22 protein-coding genes are annotated in these 15,957 nt (G+C 53.4%); 19 read left to right on the top strand and 3 right to left on the bottom strand.

Annotated features, from left to right (window positions below; all coding sequences use genetic code 11):
- Nucleotides 1–33 precede the first annotated feature (33 nt).
- Nucleotides 34–324 (bottom strand): hypothetical protein, encoded by a 291-nt coding sequence (locus tag KZ498_RS24020; RefSeq protein WP_312622189.1) that lies wholly within the window; start codon nt 322–324, stop codon nt 34–36.
- Between the two features lie 596 nt (nt 325–920).
- Here KZ498_RS24020 and KZ498_RS24015 point away from each other — a divergent pair.
- The 7 genes from KZ498_RS24015 to KZ498_RS23985 all read left to right on the top strand — a co-directional run bounded on the left by KZ498_RS24015 (nt 921) and on the right by KZ498_RS23985 (nt 6,520).
- Nucleotides 921–1,262 (top strand): hypothetical protein, encoded by a 342-nt coding sequence (locus tag KZ498_RS24015; protein ID WP_312622188.1) that lies wholly within the window; start codon nt 921–923, stop codon nt 1,260–1,262.
- Nucleotides 1,249–2,070: a DUF5131 family protein gene (locus tag KZ498_RS24010; RefSeq protein ID WP_312622186.1), complete on the top strand. Its 822-nt coding sequence runs from the start codon at nt 1,249–1,251 to the stop codon at nt 2,068–2,070. Before KZ498_RS24015 ends, KZ498_RS24010 begins: the two co-directional genes overlap by 14 nt.
- Nucleotides 2,071–2,422: 352 nt before the next feature.
- Nucleotides 2,423–2,932 carry a hypothetical protein gene (locus KZ498_RS24005; protein ID WP_312622185.1) on the top strand — a complete coding sequence of 170 codons (510 nt, stop codon included), beginning with the start codon at nt 2,423–2,425 and terminating at the stop codon, nt 2,930–2,932.
- 17 nt (nt 2,933–2,949) lie between these two features.
- A complete protein-coding gene (locus tag KZ498_RS24000; RefSeq protein WP_312622184.1) occupies nt 2,950–4,086 on the top strand; it encodes a hypothetical protein in 1,137 nt (378 codons plus the stop codon).
- 220 nt (nt 4,087–4,306) lie between these two features.
- Nucleotides 4,307–4,795, top strand: a complete 489-nt coding sequence (locus KZ498_RS23995; RefSeq protein ID WP_312622183.1) for a GIY-YIG nuclease family protein — start codon at nt 4,307–4,309, stop codon at nt 4,793–4,795.
- Nucleotides 4,796–5,003: 208 nt separating this feature from the next.
- On the top strand, nt 5,004–6,056 hold the full coding sequence (locus tag KZ498_RS23990; RefSeq protein ID WP_312622181.1) for a hypothetical protein: 1,053 nt from the start codon (nt 5,004–5,006) through the stop codon (nt 6,054–6,056).
- Nucleotides 6,057–6,157: 101 nt separating this feature from the next.
- Nucleotides 6,158–6,520 (top strand): DUF6908 domain-containing protein, encoded by a 363-nt coding sequence (locus KZ498_RS23985; protein WP_312622180.1) that lies wholly within the window; start codon nt 6,158–6,160, stop codon nt 6,518–6,520.
- Between the two features lie 88 nt (nt 6,521–6,608).
- Here KZ498_RS23985 and KZ498_RS23980 read toward each other — a convergent pair whose 3' ends face one another.
- Nucleotides 6,609–6,923 (bottom strand): hypothetical protein, encoded by a 315-nt coding sequence (locus tag KZ498_RS23980; RefSeq protein WP_312622179.1) that lies wholly within the window; start codon nt 6,921–6,923, stop codon nt 6,609–6,611.
- A 629-nt stretch (nt 6,924–7,552) separates the two neighbouring features.
- Here KZ498_RS23980 and KZ498_RS23975 point away from each other — a divergent pair.
- The 4 genes from KZ498_RS23975 (at nt 7,553) to KZ498_RS23960 (ending at nt 9,503) form a co-directional block, all read left to right on the top strand.
- Nucleotides 7,553–7,825: an HTH domain-containing protein gene (locus KZ498_RS23975; protein ID WP_312622178.1), complete on the top strand. Its 273-nt coding sequence runs from the start codon at nt 7,553–7,555 to the stop codon at nt 7,823–7,825.
- On the top strand, nt 7,822–8,277 hold the full coding sequence (locus KZ498_RS23970; protein ID WP_312622177.1) for a hypothetical protein: 456 nt from the start codon (nt 7,822–7,824) through the stop codon (nt 8,275–8,277). Before KZ498_RS23975 ends, KZ498_RS23970 begins: the two co-directional genes overlap by 4 nt.
- 393 nt (nt 8,278–8,670) lie before the next feature.
- Entirely contained in the window at nt 8,671–9,141 is a 471-nt protein-coding gene (locus KZ498_RS23965) for a hypothetical protein (protein ID WP_312622176.1), read from the top strand.
- The gene (locus KZ498_RS23960) at nt 9,138–9,503 is read left to right on the top strand and encodes a hypothetical protein (protein ID WP_312622175.1); all 366 of its coding nucleotides are present in this window, start codon (nt 9,138–9,140) and stop codon (nt 9,501–9,503) included. Before KZ498_RS23965 ends, KZ498_RS23960 begins: the two co-directional genes overlap by 4 nt.
- 1 nt (nt 9,504) lies before the next feature.
- Here the strand turns inward: KZ498_RS23960 and KZ498_RS23955 are convergent, their stop codons facing one another.
- Nucleotides 9,505–10,146 carry a hypothetical protein gene (locus KZ498_RS23955; protein WP_312622174.1) on the bottom strand — a complete coding sequence of 214 codons (642 nt, stop codon included), beginning with the start codon at nt 10,144–10,146 and terminating at the stop codon, nt 9,505–9,507.
- Nucleotides 10,147–10,430: 284 nt separating this feature from the next.
- Here KZ498_RS23955 and KZ498_RS23950 point away from each other — a divergent pair, with 284 nt between their 5' ends.
- The 8 genes from KZ498_RS23950 to KZ498_RS23915 all read left to right on the top strand — a co-directional run bounded on the left by KZ498_RS23950 (nt 10,431) and on the right by KZ498_RS23915 (nt 15,843).
- Nucleotides 10,431–11,177, top strand: a complete 747-nt coding sequence (locus KZ498_RS23950) for a hypothetical protein (protein WP_312622172.1) — start codon at nt 10,431–10,433, stop codon at nt 11,175–11,177.
- A gap of 99 nt (nt 11,178–11,276) precedes the next feature.
- On the top strand, nt 11,277–11,717 hold the full coding sequence (locus KZ498_RS23945) for an FxLYD domain-containing protein (RefSeq protein ID WP_312622171.1): 441 nt from the start codon (nt 11,277–11,279) through the stop codon (nt 11,715–11,717).
- A 94-nt stretch (nt 11,718–11,811) separates the two neighbouring features.
- Nucleotides 11,812–13,275, top strand: a complete 1,464-nt coding sequence (locus KZ498_RS23940; RefSeq protein ID WP_312622170.1) for an AAA family ATPase — start codon at nt 11,812–11,814, stop codon at nt 13,273–13,275.
- A 671-nt stretch (nt 13,276–13,946) separates the two neighbouring features.
- Entirely contained in the window at nt 13,947–14,390 is a 444-nt protein-coding gene (locus tag KZ498_RS23935) for a hypothetical protein (RefSeq protein ID WP_312622169.1), read from the top strand.
- 2 nt (nt 14,391–14,392) lie between these two features.
- A complete protein-coding gene (locus KZ498_RS23930) occupies nt 14,393–14,761 on the top strand; it encodes a hypothetical protein (protein WP_312622168.1) in 369 nt (122 codons plus the stop codon).
- 2 nt (nt 14,762–14,763) lie between these two features.
- A complete protein-coding gene (locus KZ498_RS23925; protein WP_312622166.1) occupies nt 14,764–15,150 on the top strand; it encodes a hypothetical protein in 387 nt (128 codons plus the stop codon).
- Nucleotides 15,151–15,212: 62 nt separating this feature from the next.
- Nucleotides 15,213–15,575, top strand: coding sequence for a hypothetical protein (locus KZ498_RS23920; protein ID WP_312622165.1), 363 nt, complete (start codon nt 15,213–15,215; stop codon nt 15,573–15,575).
- 1 nt (nt 15,576) lies between these two features.
- On the top strand, nt 15,577–15,843 hold the full coding sequence (locus KZ498_RS23915) for a hypothetical protein (RefSeq protein ID WP_312622164.1): 267 nt from the start codon (nt 15,577–15,579) through the stop codon (nt 15,841–15,843).
- Nucleotides 15,844–15,957 lie beyond the last annotated feature (114 nt).

Genomic DNA, 15,957 nt, shown 5'->3' with positions numbered 1-15,957 from the left:
GTGTTCTGCGTCCAACCAGGCCCACGAATGACATCACAGCGGCCCGTCGATTAGGGAATTTTTGTTTGGTCCCCTCCAGTCCTCTTCGTCCTCCTCTTCATCATCACGAGAGTGTTCACGTTCAATATTTGCGGAACTGTGAGAAGCGGAAGAGTTGTCAGGGTAAGATGAGTCCTTTGGCCTGTTACCGTGTCCTCGTTTGGCGATTTTCCCTACTGTCGCAATGTCACCACCACACTCAATTGCTTCTTCGGGACTAAGTGTCCGAATATGCTCCCCCTTGTACTCAACCACAACTTTCCCCTCCTTGACGTACGCATCCACTCGCGACTTCACCATGGGAGATATGCTACATCAGCCTATGACAAGTAGATTATTATTAGAAGTTGAATACTTGGATGGCTCCTTGTCTGAAGCGTATTGAGAGTCGTCGCAGGGTAGCGCCCTCATGGCAACCCACTCTGGAGTTTCCGTGGGAGTGTGACAAGGAGTCAAAAATCATGTCAACCGAATCATCGACACTCGCAGACTACAGCCCGGAGAGTGAATTCCCCTCAATGGCCGTCATGAGGCGGTTAACAGGGCCTACTCCGTCAGCGAGCGCAGAGGCGATAATAAATCGCCTCACCCGCTTCGGAACAATCGTTACTCTCGAGGACGAATTGGGACCATACCTTGTTGGCGGGAGCATCGGTCGGCAGGTGTGCGATTACCGGCTGTATCACCGCCCAACCGACGCAGCCAATAGTGGCCTCGCAGGGGTCCTCCGATGCGAGAAACACCTGACCGAGAGAGGGGAGCCAGACGAGTATAGATTCGGCTTCGAATCATCTGACAGCTGTGCCGGCGAAGGACCCATTCGCCATATTCAATCGATATCGGCGTACCCCCACGCACTCAACCAGCGGTTAGACAGTTTGTTGCCCGAGCTTCGTACACATCTCACCGACACCGACTGGGTCGATGCGGACCACCCTGACGCCGGCTACGGTGAGTGGCTCCAGGCGGCGAGTTCGTTGGCAGATAACATTGCCGAGACTGAGACACCGTACGCCATCGAACCAAATGACATCCACCGAAACCGAGTAACGCACGCTATCGCTCGGTATCCCCTCACCGCAGTCGATCTGCTTGCACAGGTAGAGCAGTGCTTTATCGACACACGAGACGACGGCGTCGAAAACACCACTCCCGAAGCCATCCGCCAACTCTTGTTCGACTACGCCGACGAACACAGCGTCAGTAGCTATGCAGACGACTAGTATATCGTGGTGTGACTACTCCTGGTCGCCAGTCACCGGGTGTAGTCGTCACGGACCAGAGTGCCGGTCGTGCTGGGCAGAAGCCTTCACCCGCCGACAGGCGGCCCGAGACGACGCGCCAGAATATATGGACGACCTCGAATGGACGCAAGAAAACGCCGAGGCCGTCGTCGACACCCACGAAGATCGTCTTGACGAGCCACTGGCCTACACCTATCCCGATGGGCCGGGCCGTGTCTTCGTCGTCTCGATGGGTGACCTCTTCCACCGCGAGGTGCCGACGTCGTTCGTCCGCCGCGTTATTGCCGTCGCTCGCCAGCTTCCAGAACACGAGTTCGTGTTTTTGACCAAGCGACCCGGTCGGGCTGCCGAAATTGAGGTTTCGTGGCCAGACAACGCCATCGTCGGGGCCAGCGTCGGAAGCGGTCCCGGTGGGGAGTATCCCGACACCACTCACCGAATCGAACAATTACGCAACGTCGACGCCCGGCGCTGGGTGAGTTTCGAGCCACTCATCGAGCCCGTTGGCGAAGTCGAATTAGATCATATTGAGTGGGCGGTCGTCGGCGGCGAAAACGCCAGTGACGATATGCGTCGAGAGATGGACCACGAGTGGGCGCGGGATATCCTCCGTCAATGCCGACGCAACGACGTCGCGTTCCACTTTAAACAGAGTAGCGCGGCGACGAACGAAACAGGCACCCGGCTCACCGTCAAAAACGAGCAGTACGGCGTCTACGAGCAAAGAGTAATTCGTGAATTTCCACCTGTCCCGGAGTGCGTGCAAAACGCTCGCGACGAGCAATGACGACACCCCGTTTCAAGTGTTTTTTAGCCTCCCGTCAGTGGGTTTCCAGCGCCAGATTGAACCCGGCCAACTAATTCCAAAATCATGAGTCAAACCTGTCCACACTGCGAAGAACAAGTAGAGACACTGAAAAACGACAACATGGGATACGCCCCAGTCGACGACACTGAATTCGAATTGTGGGTTAATGGAGAATGCCCTCACTGCAGAGCCGATCTGATAATCTATGGTAGTGGGGTCTTGCGGCGGAACAGTGAATGACCGCGCCCCGTTACAACAGCCCTCGACGTTTTTGGATTGAAACTGCATTAACTGGTCTGTATTCAGTGTTTTGGCAAAGATGAGTCAAATCATGGGAGAACATCCAATACTAGAAGGGACCCTCCAGTTCCCGTCGCTTGAATCGCTTGAAGAACAAATCACCAAACTCCAGAGAGCAGGGTACTTGAATACCGACGAGCAGTGGGTCGAAGACAACGGAAAAACCAATCCAGTCAGTGGTGACTACGAGGCGATTGACCGAGAAGAACTGGTTATCCGTCTGCCAGAGGGGTGCTATCGCAATCTCAATCGTGGGCTCTCCGGACTCGCTGACAGTGCGACTGCAGGAGGAATCGTTGGGACGATACGGTGTCAACGAATCGGAATCATTGCTACGGCAGACGATGGCCAGGTGTCCGTTGACTTGGAACAGTGGGGACTGAGCCGAGGTTGGGACTCCCCGCCTAGTATCGAAGACGAGCAGTACATCCCAGAGAAGCGCGACGAATGGTTCCGTGCCGTCGGCAAGAAATTCGTCGACACGCATCGAGCTGCCTTGAGAGGAGAGTATGCAGCCAGCGACGAGCCGATAACAGTCTGAGTCGGTGAGCCTAATCCATGAACAACAGTCAACAAGGTCTCGGAAGCTACGGAGTGAACGTGGAGAACAACCCAGGGTCACAGGTCCGACAAGACCCACACACTATCGGTATCCTGGGCAGTGCTGACGACTACGCGACTCACTCGATGAATAGGGAGGTACTTCCCGACATCGAGGGATTCGACTGGGAAGTCCAACCCGTTCAGCAAGGACCAGTTAAAATCCTTGAATACTGGCGCTTAGATGGTAAATTTCACGACGACCTTTCCCACGAGGAGATTCCTGGGAGCGGCGGAATCATCATTCACGGCGCGGATGACTACCTTCGGGACCACGCCCTCTCGGAAATCAACGTGCCGGAATATTACACGAGTTTTGACGAGATGGATACCCACTATCGCTGGAGTGCAGACGGGCGTACACACATTTCGTGGCGGTTTTTGAAGCGTGCCGTCAGGCTATCGAATGGGTACGGAAGAATTGACCCCGTGACCACGAGGGTCGTCCTGTGCGATACCGGCCACCTCTTCGTGTCTGGGCCACGCGGTGCGTTCTTGGTGGACATTCCGCCAGGCCGGATTTTCCGCAACGGCGACGACCTGCCAGAACCGCCAGACAGCGTGTATGAAACCATCCGTGGGATTCAGGTGCCAGAAGAAAATCCCGAGCTCCAGACAGCCTTCGAGAGGTACATCGGACTTCTGTCTGAATCCCCGTATCCATCCCCCATCAGCCACGCCGGATTCAATGGAGCCGACCACGTTCTCGAAACAACAAGCGGAACAACGGTCGTCAATGAGAACAGTCTCAAAATAGTAGGTGGGCAAGCCGAGTCCTTCGAAATCACTGTCGGCGTATATTCTCGGCAATGTGAAGGGACTAATTTTGTTGTCTCCGTTGACCCGATGCACCTGCCCGGAAAGATTGGAGAAGAAGTGACTCTCGCTGATGACATTACGTCGTTCGGTTCAACCGGCGACACAACAGGCATCATCACTGGGTACAGGACAGAGTGGCGGGAAGACGATCATATAGCACCGAGTAGTTCAGGAGTGTCAACCCTCCGCTTCAACCTCATTGTCGGGCTAATCACTCCAGACCTGACCGTTACCCGGCGGAGAATCAACGTGGCCGCATTTGAACCACGAAAGTGAAAGCGCCGGTCTCAATCTTATATTTTCAGTTAAAACGGAGACGTCCCGCAGCCCCGCAAAGGTAGTTGCCCTCTCGACCGTGGGGACTGATTCTGACTCGAATTCGTCCTCGGTATTAGTTCCTCTGGAGGGGGAGGTTTTTGTATCGGTATATTAAATTGATCCTATATCATTCGGGGTGCGAGGAACCGCAACCATCACCCGGACTAGGGAAGAAGCGATGCGGGATGAAGTCCAGGAGAGAATTGTCGAAGGAATCCCCACCGAGACGTACCACGAAGCAGAGCAGATTCTGCCGTTCAAGCACGACACAAGCCGATCTACCATAGCCAGCGCACTCTTGCCACACACCACAGGAGAACCCCGAACCTATGCTGTGTACGTGCTTGAATGTCTCCAAAACGGCACAGGGGCCGCTACTGTTCTGTCTCAAGGAGTCTCCACAACGAGTGTAAGTCGCTACGGAGACGCCGGCGAATGTCGACGAGTCATCTACGTCGGGATGGCAAAGCGGGTCCTCGACAGGATAGACCAGCACCTGAACAAGCCAGGAGGTGAAGGAGCCTACTTTACCGCGTTGTATCCGCCTATTCGCGTGCTGCAGGTGGGATGGTTCAACGGTAAGGAGCAAGCTCAGGAAGCAGAGCGGCTCACTGCTGACCTCCTCGAAGAGAAATTTCCTGCCGACTTCATCGCCTATCCCGGGTAACGTTCCCACCGCACGTCTGAGGACGATGTGGCCGTTCTGTCGTTCAGCCACGTATTCAGCCGAATTTGCTTTCGTGAGAGAAACAATGAGAAACGAGTGCGACCAGTGTGGTCGGGGTGGGCCAGGTGTCGAACTATGCCAGACGCGACGAGGGGATACGGAAGTATATCACGACAGCCGGCCCGGGCGGTTCTGTCGCCGGTGCCATGTGGAGGCGCTTGACGACCCCGAATTGGTCTACCCGCAGTTGCTTGACGATGATTTTACCTTCTACTACTCCGCTGCATCAGGAACATCGCGAAAGGTCCTTGCGGCCATGGAGGAGACACATACGCTCGTGTCGTATCTGACCCAAAATAACGGTCGGATTGGCACTGAGGACCAACATTTCGTCGACTGCGGAGGCAATCCGGAGACGTTCCTCAACAATACGAGTGCAGACTTGTCCTACCCAGACAGTCACAGCGACTATCTGGACTACGTCGAACAGACCACAGCCGGCCGCCAGGACCGCTGGGCGCTCCGAGACTTCCCAATAGTCACCCAGATTCAGGAAACCTTCGAGATGTCCGTAGAGCGTCTGCAGGACCGGACTACAGATGCTCATCGTACCTTGCTTAACCAAGCTAGCGACCGTGGCATCTCCGCCCAGCCAGTGTCAGTCATTCATGGCGAGACGGTCGCAGACTACTTGCGGCACATTGACCATCTCGAGGCTCACGGAGCGTTGACCGACTACGTCGGTATCGGTTCGTTCGCCCTTTCCTCACCCGATTTTAAGCGAGACGTAATTCTCGCCGTTCGAGAGGCACTGTCCCCGACAATCGATATTCACGGCCTGGGAGTCTCGCTCAAGACCCTGCAGAAGGATAACGTGATCGCGGCTCTCAGGAGTGCGGACAGCGGTGGCTGGATATCACAACGGATGCGTGCCAATGAAGACCCGAGATGGGATACAGACAAGCGAATGGCACTGCGGCCAGGGGCATACGAGTATCTCGAATACACGCAAGAACTCGGCATTCTGATTTCCGAGTCCCTCTCAAAGGCGGATGGAGAATCGACGCTGAACCAATTCACCAGCCCGGAGCTACGGACGGACCGTGACTGGAGCCACACCCTCACCGGAGAGGCAAAGCGAGCTATCGACAATTACCAGGCAGACTCACAGACAGCCTTCACTGCAGATAGCGGAACAGCAAGCAGCCAATCCAAACAAAGCGGAGTGTCCGAGTTCAGTGTGGCGTCATCCCACAGCTGATCCGTTTGTATCCACGCCGGAGAATACCCTCAATCAAGGGCATTGCAGGAGCTCTCAGACCGAGCGCATTCAGTGCATTTGGCTTCCGTGAGTACTTTCCAATGAACACAGTCAAGGGGATAATCGAACGAGCAGGATACGGTTCGGCAATAGAAATGAACGCCGGCGAGAATATAGAAGTTTCAGCCCCTGGCGTGATGGACCTGACCATAGAAAAAATCAGCCAGGACAGACTCTCAGTCGCCCATTATTGGACCCAGCGAGGTGATATGATGTGGGACCCCGAGGTTGTCTTCGAGATCGGGAATAGCGATTGGCGGCCAGTCGAATACCGTCAAGATCCGCTCTTCCATCAAATGGATAGTAACGGTCTGGACATAGACGACTTTCTGGAAACGTGGAACGATAATCTCGAGGCGCAAGGATTCCTTGAAGACGTGAGCGAGGCGGCCTCCCACGAGTAACAATCTTCAACTAAGACTGGTCTATCACACTTGCGACTCTACCATAGCCCTTGACTAGATATCTATTGGAGAAGAGGGAGCGTCTCAATCACAAAGACAAATCAATAGTATTAGACTCACCAGCTACGGCTACAATATAGGAGCAAATGAGTTCCTCAATCATCTGGGAACCGAAGAACATCTGATTCTCAATGTACGAGGGAGCGTCCATTTCTCGGAATGTCTGCTCCATCTCATCCCGAATATAAATGAGGTTGTCAAGCGTCTCATCCTCGACAAACATATTGAAGAGTTCTTCCTGCTCATTTGTAGTCAGGGTCTGCCAATCAATCGCGGTATCCTCTTCATCAAGGGCTCTGACAATGGTTGCAAGCGGTTCGTCAGTGCGTGGTATTTGATTCATTTTCATTTTAAGAGTCCCTGTCATCGTACAGGTGGGCTACAGCTCGTCTGCCCTCATCTGGTCTCGTGTATTCGTTAACGACTTGGAGATCTCTTGGGGCTATGATTGAAGAGAAATTAGTAGGTGGCATAAAACCTCGCGTGCCATTTTCATTTGCGATAAATTCTCTAACAATTGCTTGTTTACCGTCGGCAGTGATGTACAAGACCCGCAGACCCGGTTCCTCACGATGAGGCCCAGATAGCAGGGTCCCGTCTTTATCAACTGTGTACTCCAAGAGCAATCCTGTCTTTGCTTGAAATGCGTAAAAGGGGTCTCTCTCGTCGGGTATATCGTCTCTCTTTCCGTTTTCAGCCCAGGATTCCGGGATTAGTTCAGCTTCAGTTAGTTCGTGCCACCGGAATTCGTACCCAGTCCCGCTAGAATGTCCCGCCGAGGCGGCCGCCGTGCTTGCTCGACCCGCCCGTTGCTGAGATGCCATATTTAACGTTATTAGCTCCCAAGTCCTTCAAATTAATGATTCATGTATTTGGTTCGTATGACTACTTCATATCACTATATCATGCACACGTACCAAAAATTGAAGTCGGATGCGTAGAATATATACACATATCGAATATATGCTCTCTATGGTCCAATTTGAGATTGATGATCTGATGGACGAAATCCTCGATCTGTTCCAGGAGAAGGGGAATCTGACGACTGGAGCGCTTATGGATATGACCGGCACGAGCCGGCAAACTGTTGTGAAACGGCTGGACAAGCTGCGGGTCGCAGAGTGTATCGGCTATGTCCACGAGCCCACTGCGCTCCATCAACTCATTGAAGATCCCCGGGACGGCCATGAGGCAGGCCAGCAGTCGCTCGACAACATCGGTACTGAAGGAGGTGCCGGTGAATGAGCGAAGCCCCCTCTTTCGAGGGCCTCGATGGCCGAGTCGACCTCGCTGATATCCATCCGCTGCTCAGCGACGACGTCTCTCGCGAGGAACTCAGTGCTGGGCGTGGGGCTGACCCTGCCATCAAAGAGTTCCTGGCCCAGGATGTCGTTCACGACCAGATAGCAGATGCTGGTGACCAGGTAGATGCTCCGTCTGAATTCGTCACTGCAGTCCTTGATGCCATTCTCTCAGCTCAGGGACCGGTCACCTACAGAGAGATCTGCAGCCACGCAAAGACGTACAATCTCGAAGCGGTCAAGGCTGCCGCCCTGGAGCTCAGCCATCGGAACATCGTCTTCCCCCAGACGATGAACGGCGAAGAGTACGTCGCATTCCATCACGGCGGTCTCGAAGCAGTGCAGCGAGCACGCAACAAGCAGCGAATCCGGGCCGCTGCAGTCGACGAGTTCTGACTGCGTTTGCGTTTGCGTCTGCGTATTGAGTTTTCTGCCACCCTGAGCCATGAGCATAGCTACAGGCCACGGTGCTGTTACCCCGGTAGAGGAGGTCCAGGTCACTTCAAAACAGGACGAGCCGGTACCCAGTGATTCTGTCAGCGATGACGAGTCAGTCCTAATTCGCGTTGTGCAGGGCCCTGACGGAGTTACAAGGTGGTTCGAAAAGTCCTTTGCTGGGAGTCGACGCTGCCAGCCACAATTCACCGAGTGGGGAGAGGCCGAACAAATCCAGCAATGCCCGGACTGTCGAGAGTTCCACAGCGCCAACAGCCCGCCGCGCTGCTTCGGCTGTACGTTCGGTCTAAAGTAGCGTGCGAGACCGTATTCAGTGGTTTGCTACCCCGAGATATGTCACAGGCAATTGCTAACCGAGCCCGAATTACAAGTCTCGGCGAAATCGGCGTGAAAATACACCAGTACGTTGCAGAAGTGCTGGTCGAATTTCAGGCCAGTACTAACGCGGGTCCGGCTTCGGAATGGGTTGGTGCAGTCGACACGCTCGTCGGTGGAAGCTTCCTAAAAATGTCCGAGGACAACCCGGGCGATATTGACATTCTAGTCGCGACAGACGCCCCGCCATCGCAGGGTGTCAAAGACGGGTTCTGGAGGTACATCAACGAGAAGCAAATCCCCCTGACCCATTTCGGATACTCAGACGAAAGTGTTGAACTCGACTGTTGTGGCGTAGTCGAAGTGGATGCGGTTGATGAAGCAACGGCCAAGCCCCGGCAGTACTCCCTCCGCTTGGGAGAGCACGTCCCAATCGAAATGTATGCCGACATCGCTCAACTGATGCAAGAACACGAGGTGCACCGATGACGATTCTCACCGGCGAGCAGATTGTTTGCGAAACCATCGACCAGTTTTTCGACCGAACATCCTTCGAACTCGTCGACGTTCTCGAAGCGATTGACGGTAGTGACGATGTCGATATGCCCCGGTGTGCCGGGACCATACTCGAGGATGTCCAAGACTACCACGAGCAGTACCCTGAGGAATTCCCCGAGCCGGTCACCGAATACGGAGAAATCCCGGAAGAAGAAGCGATGGAGTATATCTGGATGATCGGAGAAAACCAGGCCCTTCAGCTCCTCCTTGAAGACGACGACCGCGATTGGGTGCACCTCTACAACGGGATGACACACAATTTCGTCAAAGTAACGGATTCAAAGGAAAGATAGGTTACTGCATTTCAGCCATTGCTTCAGCCGCTTCTTCAGCCAATTGCGTTCGGTACTTGAATGTGAACAGGATAGTAATGAGGAATAACTGAAAGAGAATAAACAGCGTCAAGAGAGTTACTGCATACCTCTGAACCACAGGAACAGCTGGGGTAGCTGTTTTAATCAATGCTGCAGTTTCTGGGGCTGTTCCACTTAGCCGAGACTGGAGATCGGCAACTACAAACGGGAACGCAAGTATGGCAACAGACGATTTTATCCACAGTTTAGGAAACTGCAGTGTTCTACCCCGTAATGTCGAACGACGTCTCGTGATATCGTACTTATTTCTCTTGGTGGGTGACAAATGATGCACCTCATCGATGCCGAAATGCCAGAGTCCAAGTGCCGCCGGAAAACCATAAAAAAGCAAATGAACGGCTAAAAGGGCGTAAAGGGCTGGTGCAAGAGGGGTTACTTCACCGAGCGATAATCCGAAGATAACTACTAGTGCAATGTCTGTCATTATCAGGATTTTATGAATGTAAGTAGAAACGTAATCTCTTAAGAAGGCATGTAGTATCGCGTAAAACCGAGTGGTGAGGTCCAGTTTTTCTTTTAAATCCTCTATACTGTCTTCAGTTGTTGTGGCTGCTGCCACCATCAGTTAATGACTGGATAATAACTGATATAAAATTTGGGTATACTTATCAGTATTTTAGCCACGACAGTCGTCATAGAACGGCTGAGAACTGAAGTTACTGTGACTGCTTCTTGTTTGATCGTCAGCGCCGGTAGGTAAGATGTATACCCGTATCTCAAATGCCGAGTCACAGTAGATGAAAGCCTCTCCTAAGATGACCTCCGTCGACGATTGTATTCGGAGGAGAACGCCCTGCTGCATCAAGCGGACTAGGACCCTGTTAGGGGAGTAATCAGGAGGTAAGAATGGGACTTAGTGAATTTAGCACGACTGTCGATTCTGAACCGGTCAGTGAATTATACCAGGTTCTCGGCCGGCTTCGTGACAAAATCGATGGCCCCTATCGGTTAGCCGACCTTGATGGGACGTTTGACTGGCCTGAGAGGGGCATCTACTGGTTTTTCTCACCGGAGAGTTCACTGAGTTCCGGATCTGTCGCTGACAACAGACTCACACGCATTGGAACGGTCGGTGTCTCTGAGGGAAGTTCCAACACACTCTGGAATCGATTGCGCCAGCACAGAGGCAACAAACGAGGCAAATATAGTGGAGGCGGCAACCACAGAGGCTCGATACTTAGGCTGCACGTCGGTGCCGCCCTCATCGAAAAGCACGATTGGTACGATGAGTACCCTCACTGGGGCGAACCGAACCCAGATGCGCCTACGACCGAAGTCCGCGAACAGGAGCACGAGTTGGAACAGAAGGTTACTGAGTATATTGAGGCGTTGCCGTTTCTGTACGTGAATGTCTCTGGCGAGCCGGGTCCAGAGTCTGACCGCGCAACCATCGAGGCAAGTACAATCGCGATGGTCAGCCACTATCGCCGGACAGCGAATCCAGCCGACCTCGACTGGCTGGGATATCACTCGCCCAAGCCCGAAATCTACCGCTCTGGCCTGTGGAACATCCAGCACATCTCCGAACTCTTCGACCCGTCCGTTATCTCGCTTTTGGATGAGTACGTCGACGAAACGAGCCCGATTGAGTGACCGGCATAAAATTGCTTAGAGCGTCTTGTAGTATTTTTATAAAAATGTGTTTAGTATTAGCGCGAAACAAAAGTATATATGAATCGACGTGACGTTATCATGCGTGTCGGCGCAGCAGCGACCAGTGGTGTTGCCATATCTCTCGCCGGTTGCTCCGGGGGGAGTGGAGGGGGAAACAACGGGGAGGATACCAGTGGAGAGGGGGATTCGGAAATGCAGCGAACAGTCATGTATAGAAGTGGAGCGGAAGAGATTTTCAGAATGTCAGAACTGTCTGAAGAACCTGGGCAGGTAGACGGGTCTGAGGGACTTCTTATTTCTGGGGTAGTGACGAACACCAAAGAAGACGGGACTGCCGATGGGGTTGGGTTACAAATAATCTGCCAAGACAGCGACGGGGACAGAGTCGAGGCAGTAGAGGTGTGGCCGAAGGGGATGGATGAGAAGTTACAGCCCAAGGAGTCCGTAGAATTCGAGGCTAGAGTTGCTGGGAACCCCGACGATATCACAGGGTACATCATCAATGTGACGGCGTTTTAGCTGACCGAGCACTCATATTTTTGACCGCAATTTGATTTCGGCCCGTCTGGACCGCAGTATTTAGCTGACACTGCGGGGGTGAGGTAGTCCAGATATGAGCACTCACTCAGAGGCGGGTGGCAGGGCACAGCCAGTTTCAACGCTCTCCCCATTGTCAGAAAACGACGTAGAGATTCTCAAGGACAGTGGCGTCGAAACGGTGGAAGATTTCCTTGAAAACGCTGACCAAATCCAGGGGTTCCTCCGGGACGAAGAGTTCGAAGCAGCCCTCACCGAAGCAAAATCTGGCAGTGGAGCCCTTGACATCACTGAGCAAGCGTACCAAGAGCATGCCGAGTGGCACGACGAACTGGTGAGTGGAGGGCACGACCCAGTCACCGAGATCGTTGATGCTGAAGACATTAAGCAGCCTGCCGGTCGCCCACGCAGGGACACACCTATCGGAGTCAAATGCCCCGAGATGGACCACTCGGTCGAAGAGGCCCTCTCGAGTGTTGGCTACTCTACCGGCTCTGATTTTAACGGGGTGACCCCCGAAACCGTCGCACAAGACTCCGGGCTCGATATTGAAACCGTCCGGCCTATCGTCGAGCAATGCCGGACGACATACTACGGCCTCCCCGTTCTCGAGGACAACGGCCACCCACTCATCCCAGACAGGGAGACGTATCGAGAAATCTGGACCAGGCGGACGCTTTCTGGGGCAAAGGATGTTGTCGATGTCTGCTACGGCGCCGCAGCGAACGAGTACCCGATGTGCCTTGTCGGCTACCCCGGCGTGGGGAAGTCGTATCTAATAGCGCACATTTGTGCGATGACGAACCGGCCCCTGATATCCATGGATATGGACTCGTCGCTCAGTACCGAAGATGTACTGGGATTCCACATCCCCGAAGACGGCCAGCAGGTGTCGTTCAAGTACGGACTGTTCCCCATAGCGTTCCGATACGGTATCTGGCTGAACATCAACGAGTTAGCAGCGGCAGACGCAGGCGTGTGGCTGGCCATGCATCAAATGACAGAGAGGGAGCCACAGATCATGCTACGGTCGACGGGTGAGAAAATTGACCCACATCCGGCCTTCCGGATCACTGGAACTCGGAATCCGGACACAGACGCGTTTGCCGGCCACGGAGCAAGCAACGAAGCGTCCGACAGTCGATGGGAAGAGATTTGGATCGACTATCTTCCGCAGCGAGATGAGGTCGCGTTGCTGGACCACATGGTCAATGGCGACCAGCAGCTCGTTTCCGACTACCAACTCGAACAGTTGGTCGGCTGGGCAGAAGGGTTCCGTCCAGGTGTGCCAGACGCAGATGCAGACCCAGATGAAAGCCCCGAAGCAGAGTTGGAGTTCAAGAGCCACGTCTTCACTGGCCAAGAGCACTCACGTCTCCCCCGTCTGTCTACACGCGAACTCGCTCAAATCTGTTTCAAATCGGCTCGACCCGGAGCGACAATGAAACGAGCGGCCAAGGCTGTCGTCTACCACACCTGCCAGCCGAATAAACACAACATCGAAACTGCCATCGAAAAGGCAGAAGATATCAACCTCTGACCGGATATCCAGACAGCCACCGAGATCGCCCCTGCATGAATTTCCGATATTTCACGTCCTCTGATTTCGACCCCGATATTCCTCGCCCACTTTACGGATACGTGCAGCGGCTCAGGGACGGGCTTGTTCCCGTATGGGTCCTTCCAGTGACGGTGGACCGAGACATACTCCGACGGTGGTTACATAGCGTAGATGGGCAGTTAGAAACGGCAACTGGAGGACGGTTTCCAGACGGAATCAGTGCAGTACCGCTCAGTTCCCGAGCCCCGACAGAAAGTAACAGCTCTCTCGAATTCGAAGTCGACCCTTCTCGATACGTCGAAATAAAACGAGCAGTCGCAACAGAAATCTCAGACCCGTATATACGAATCCCACTCGCCGTTTCAGACTCACGACGCAACCAATTTCAAGAAGGCCGACAGCAGACGATTCCAGCCAAGATCGAACGTCGGTTAGAATCTATCACAGAGTCGCCGGCGTGGGAGGAGAAGTGCCAAGCAATGGATTTCAAGCACTGGGTCTTGACATACAAACTCGATATCGAACGAACCGAGAGCGGTGTCCCCTCTCGAATCGAATCCGTCGCTATTGAGGCCCAATTTCGCTAAGAACCGTATTCAGGACTGTCGCATGAATGTCCAGACTGTTTTTGGACAGGAACGAGTCCACCTATGGGAGCATACGTTAATTTCCGACTCGCAGATCCATCACAAGCACAGAAGGCCAACGACTGGCTAGAAGACCAATCAGAAACGTCTGAATTGAAGCCTCTTGAGTACGGCCAGCCAATCCACTTCTGGGATGAGGTCGATATTGGCATCGAGAAAGCCAAAGACACCGGAGTTCCAGATTTCCATGAGGTTGGAGAAGGACAGATCAAAGTTAGTTGTCTCCGCCCGTTCGAAGATGGAGCTTATATCAAATCACTGTGGGTATCCCTCTTCGAGAAGCTCCATGCCCACGAACAGTTCGATGTTGAGGTCTTGAGCGATAGTTGCGGCTTCAACAACCACTACTTCACTAGCGACCAACTGGTGAAAATCACTGACGACGGAGACGCCCTCACCGGGTCCACTATCGAAGAGTTTCAACGCACCCTCTCGGAGGCGGACTAACCATGGGTCACGAACGAATTATAACGGTCAAAGCCACCGACGGTTCGCTGTACAGCGTTGATAAATGGGAATCCACGGACCGAAGTTCAACGTCGCCGAAACTCAAGTATCCCGCTCGAATCAAAAACCTCGACGAATCGTACCGGCTAGACCGGTGGGAAACCGGCAACCGGCCAAAAATGGCCGTTCGCATGGTCGACCCGCTGGAGGTGGCTATAGAAGGGCTTGAGCGCCTACTGTTCGACTACTATGTCGAGCCGGAGGTCATCACAGTCACCCGGCATGCTCCCTTCTCAGTGGATGAACTCACCGCTGCAATAGACGTTGACGCAGAGTTCGTTGAATCAGCGGCACAATCTCTTCGGGAGTAACCATGCTGGTGCAGTCCAAATTTAGAGACTTCTGCGAGTGCCTTCCAGGAGAGTGGGAACATATAGCAGAGAGCAATCTGCACTATCGGCTAGAACCTCCCAATGAACACGACGAGCCCGTTGAAATCGCCTTCGAGAGAGACACCGGCACGGTAAGCGTGCAAGCACAGGATTCGGAAAATATACTTCTATTCTCCTATTCCGCCCCGGTATCTGAGTGGCGAGTGAAGCAGATCGTCGACGACCACAACCTGCTGACCCTACTCCAAGTCAACAGCCACGGGCAGCACAAAGACATCTTGAGCATTCGCGGGCCCTACGCTAAGCACACCCCCGAAGGAATCAGTCTGCCGAACGTGGACGCCGAAGAAAAGTTTCTATTAGGCTGAGGTGGCCAATATTACAGCGATTCGTCCAAACTATTTAGCCAATAGATAATAACTGGTAACCAATGAAAGCATATTCGAAAGCTCTCAAGCAGGTTCTCTTCGGTGTCAAGCCGTATGACTACACTGCTGAAGTCGAACGTTCAGAGTTAGTATCATCAGCCTCTATCGGCCTTGATGAAGAAGGAGCGGTGCTGACTGTCAATTTCGTAGAGGCGATTAAAGATGGAAACCAGATTGACGGCATGGTGGTTCTAAATGGGGGCAGAGCAATCGACAAGAAGAGTTTGCTTCCCGGAGAAACGAAGGCCAGCCTCTTTTTTGACGGGTTCGATATAGGCGGCACGGAGTACGAAATTACTCTAGTCGATACAGATGAGCAAGTAATTGAGACAACTGAAATACAGATTCACGAGGTGCAGCGGTAAGATGGACTGGGAGAGGGTGAGAGTATCCGTCGGCATTTACAGTCTCAAACTGAAAAACAAACTTCGTTTCGGGGTTCAGATTCTCGGCCTCGCCCTCGTACTTCTAGGCGCATACAACCTAGTCGCCGTCCCAGTCTTAGGTACAGAAGCGTACGCACCGTATCGACTCGGCATCGCAATCTGGGCGACAACCACATCTCCGGCGGTCTTTGCTCTGGGGGATGTCCTGGCGATAGCCGTGGGTTCGATACTAGCTTTCTGGGCTTGAATGGGGTGAGAAGGCCCTCACAAGGTCGTATTTTAGTCCCGAGCCAATCTGGAATATGGACAGAGAGACACAAAAGGACCCGTCGACGGGAATGTGTGTGGCACTGGAATTGAC

The sequence above is a fragment of the Haloarcula sp. 1CSR25-25 genome (genome assembly GCF_032027985.1).
GTDB lineage: Archaea > Halobacteriota > Halobacteria > Halobacteriales > Haloarculaceae > Haloarcula.
This window is presented reverse-complemented; position numbering and strand designations above follow the sequence as displayed.

Excerpts from the sequence above, each read along its gene's own strand:
- KZ498_RS24010 (WP_312622186.1), top strand. The coding sequence starts at position 1,249 with ATGCAGACGACTAGTATATCGTGGTGTGACTACTCCTGGTCGCCAGTC.
- KZ498_RS24005 (WP_312622185.1), top strand. The coding sequence starts at position 2,423 with ATGGGAGAACATCCAATACTAGAAGGGACCCTCCAGTTCCCGTCGCTT.
- KZ498_RS24000 (WP_312622184.1), top strand. The coding sequence starts at position 2,950 with ATGAACAACAGTCAACAAGGTCTCGGAAGCTACGGAGTGAACGTGGAG.
- KZ498_RS23995 (WP_312622183.1), top strand. The coding sequence starts at position 4,307 with ATGCGGGATGAAGTCCAGGAGAGAATTGTCGAAGGAATCCCCACCGAG.
- KZ498_RS23985 (WP_312622180.1), top strand. The coding sequence starts at position 6,158 with ATGAACACAGTCAAGGGGATAATCGAACGAGCAGGATACGGTTCGGCA.
- KZ498_RS23980 (WP_312622179.1), bottom strand. The coding sequence starts at position 6,923 with ATGAATCAAATACCACGCACTGACGAACCGCTTGCAACCATTGTCAGA.
- KZ498_RS23975 (WP_312622178.1), top strand. The coding sequence starts at position 7,553 with ATGGTCCAATTTGAGATTGATGATCTGATGGACGAAATCCTCGATCTG.
- KZ498_RS23970 (WP_312622177.1), top strand. The coding sequence starts at position 7,822 with ATGAGCGAAGCCCCCTCTTTCGAGGGCCTCGATGGCCGAGTCGACCTC.
- KZ498_RS23965 (WP_312622176.1), top strand. The coding sequence starts at position 8,671 with ATGTCACAGGCAATTGCTAACCGAGCCCGAATTACAAGTCTCGGCGAA.
- KZ498_RS23960 (WP_312622175.1), top strand. The coding sequence starts at position 9,138 with ATGACGATTCTCACCGGCGAGCAGATTGTTTGCGAAACCATCGACCAG.
- KZ498_RS23955 (WP_312622174.1), bottom strand. The coding sequence starts at position 10,146 with ATGGTGGCAGCAGCCACAACAACTGAAGACAGTATAGAGGATTTAAAA.
- KZ498_RS23950 (WP_312622172.1), top strand. The coding sequence starts at position 10,431 with ATGGGACTTAGTGAATTTAGCACGACTGTCGATTCTGAACCGGTCAGT.
- KZ498_RS23945 (WP_312622171.1), top strand. The coding sequence starts at position 11,277 with ATGCGTGTCGGCGCAGCAGCGACCAGTGGTGTTGCCATATCTCTCGCC.
- KZ498_RS23940 (WP_312622170.1), top strand. The coding sequence starts at position 11,812 with ATGAGCACTCACTCAGAGGCGGGTGGCAGGGCACAGCCAGTTTCAACG.
- KZ498_RS23935 (WP_312622169.1), top strand. The coding sequence starts at position 13,947 with ATGGGAGCATACGTTAATTTCCGACTCGCAGATCCATCACAAGCACAG.
- KZ498_RS23930 (WP_312622168.1), top strand. The coding sequence starts at position 14,393 with ATGGGTCACGAACGAATTATAACGGTCAAAGCCACCGACGGTTCGCTG.
- KZ498_RS23925 (WP_312622166.1), top strand. The coding sequence starts at position 14,764 with ATGCTGGTGCAGTCCAAATTTAGAGACTTCTGCGAGTGCCTTCCAGGA.
- KZ498_RS23920 (WP_312622165.1), top strand. The coding sequence starts at position 15,213 with ATGAAAGCATATTCGAAAGCTCTCAAGCAGGTTCTCTTCGGTGTCAAG.
- KZ498_RS23915 (WP_312622164.1), top strand. The coding sequence starts at position 15,577 with ATGGACTGGGAGAGGGTGAGAGTATCCGTCGGCATTTACAGTCTCAAA.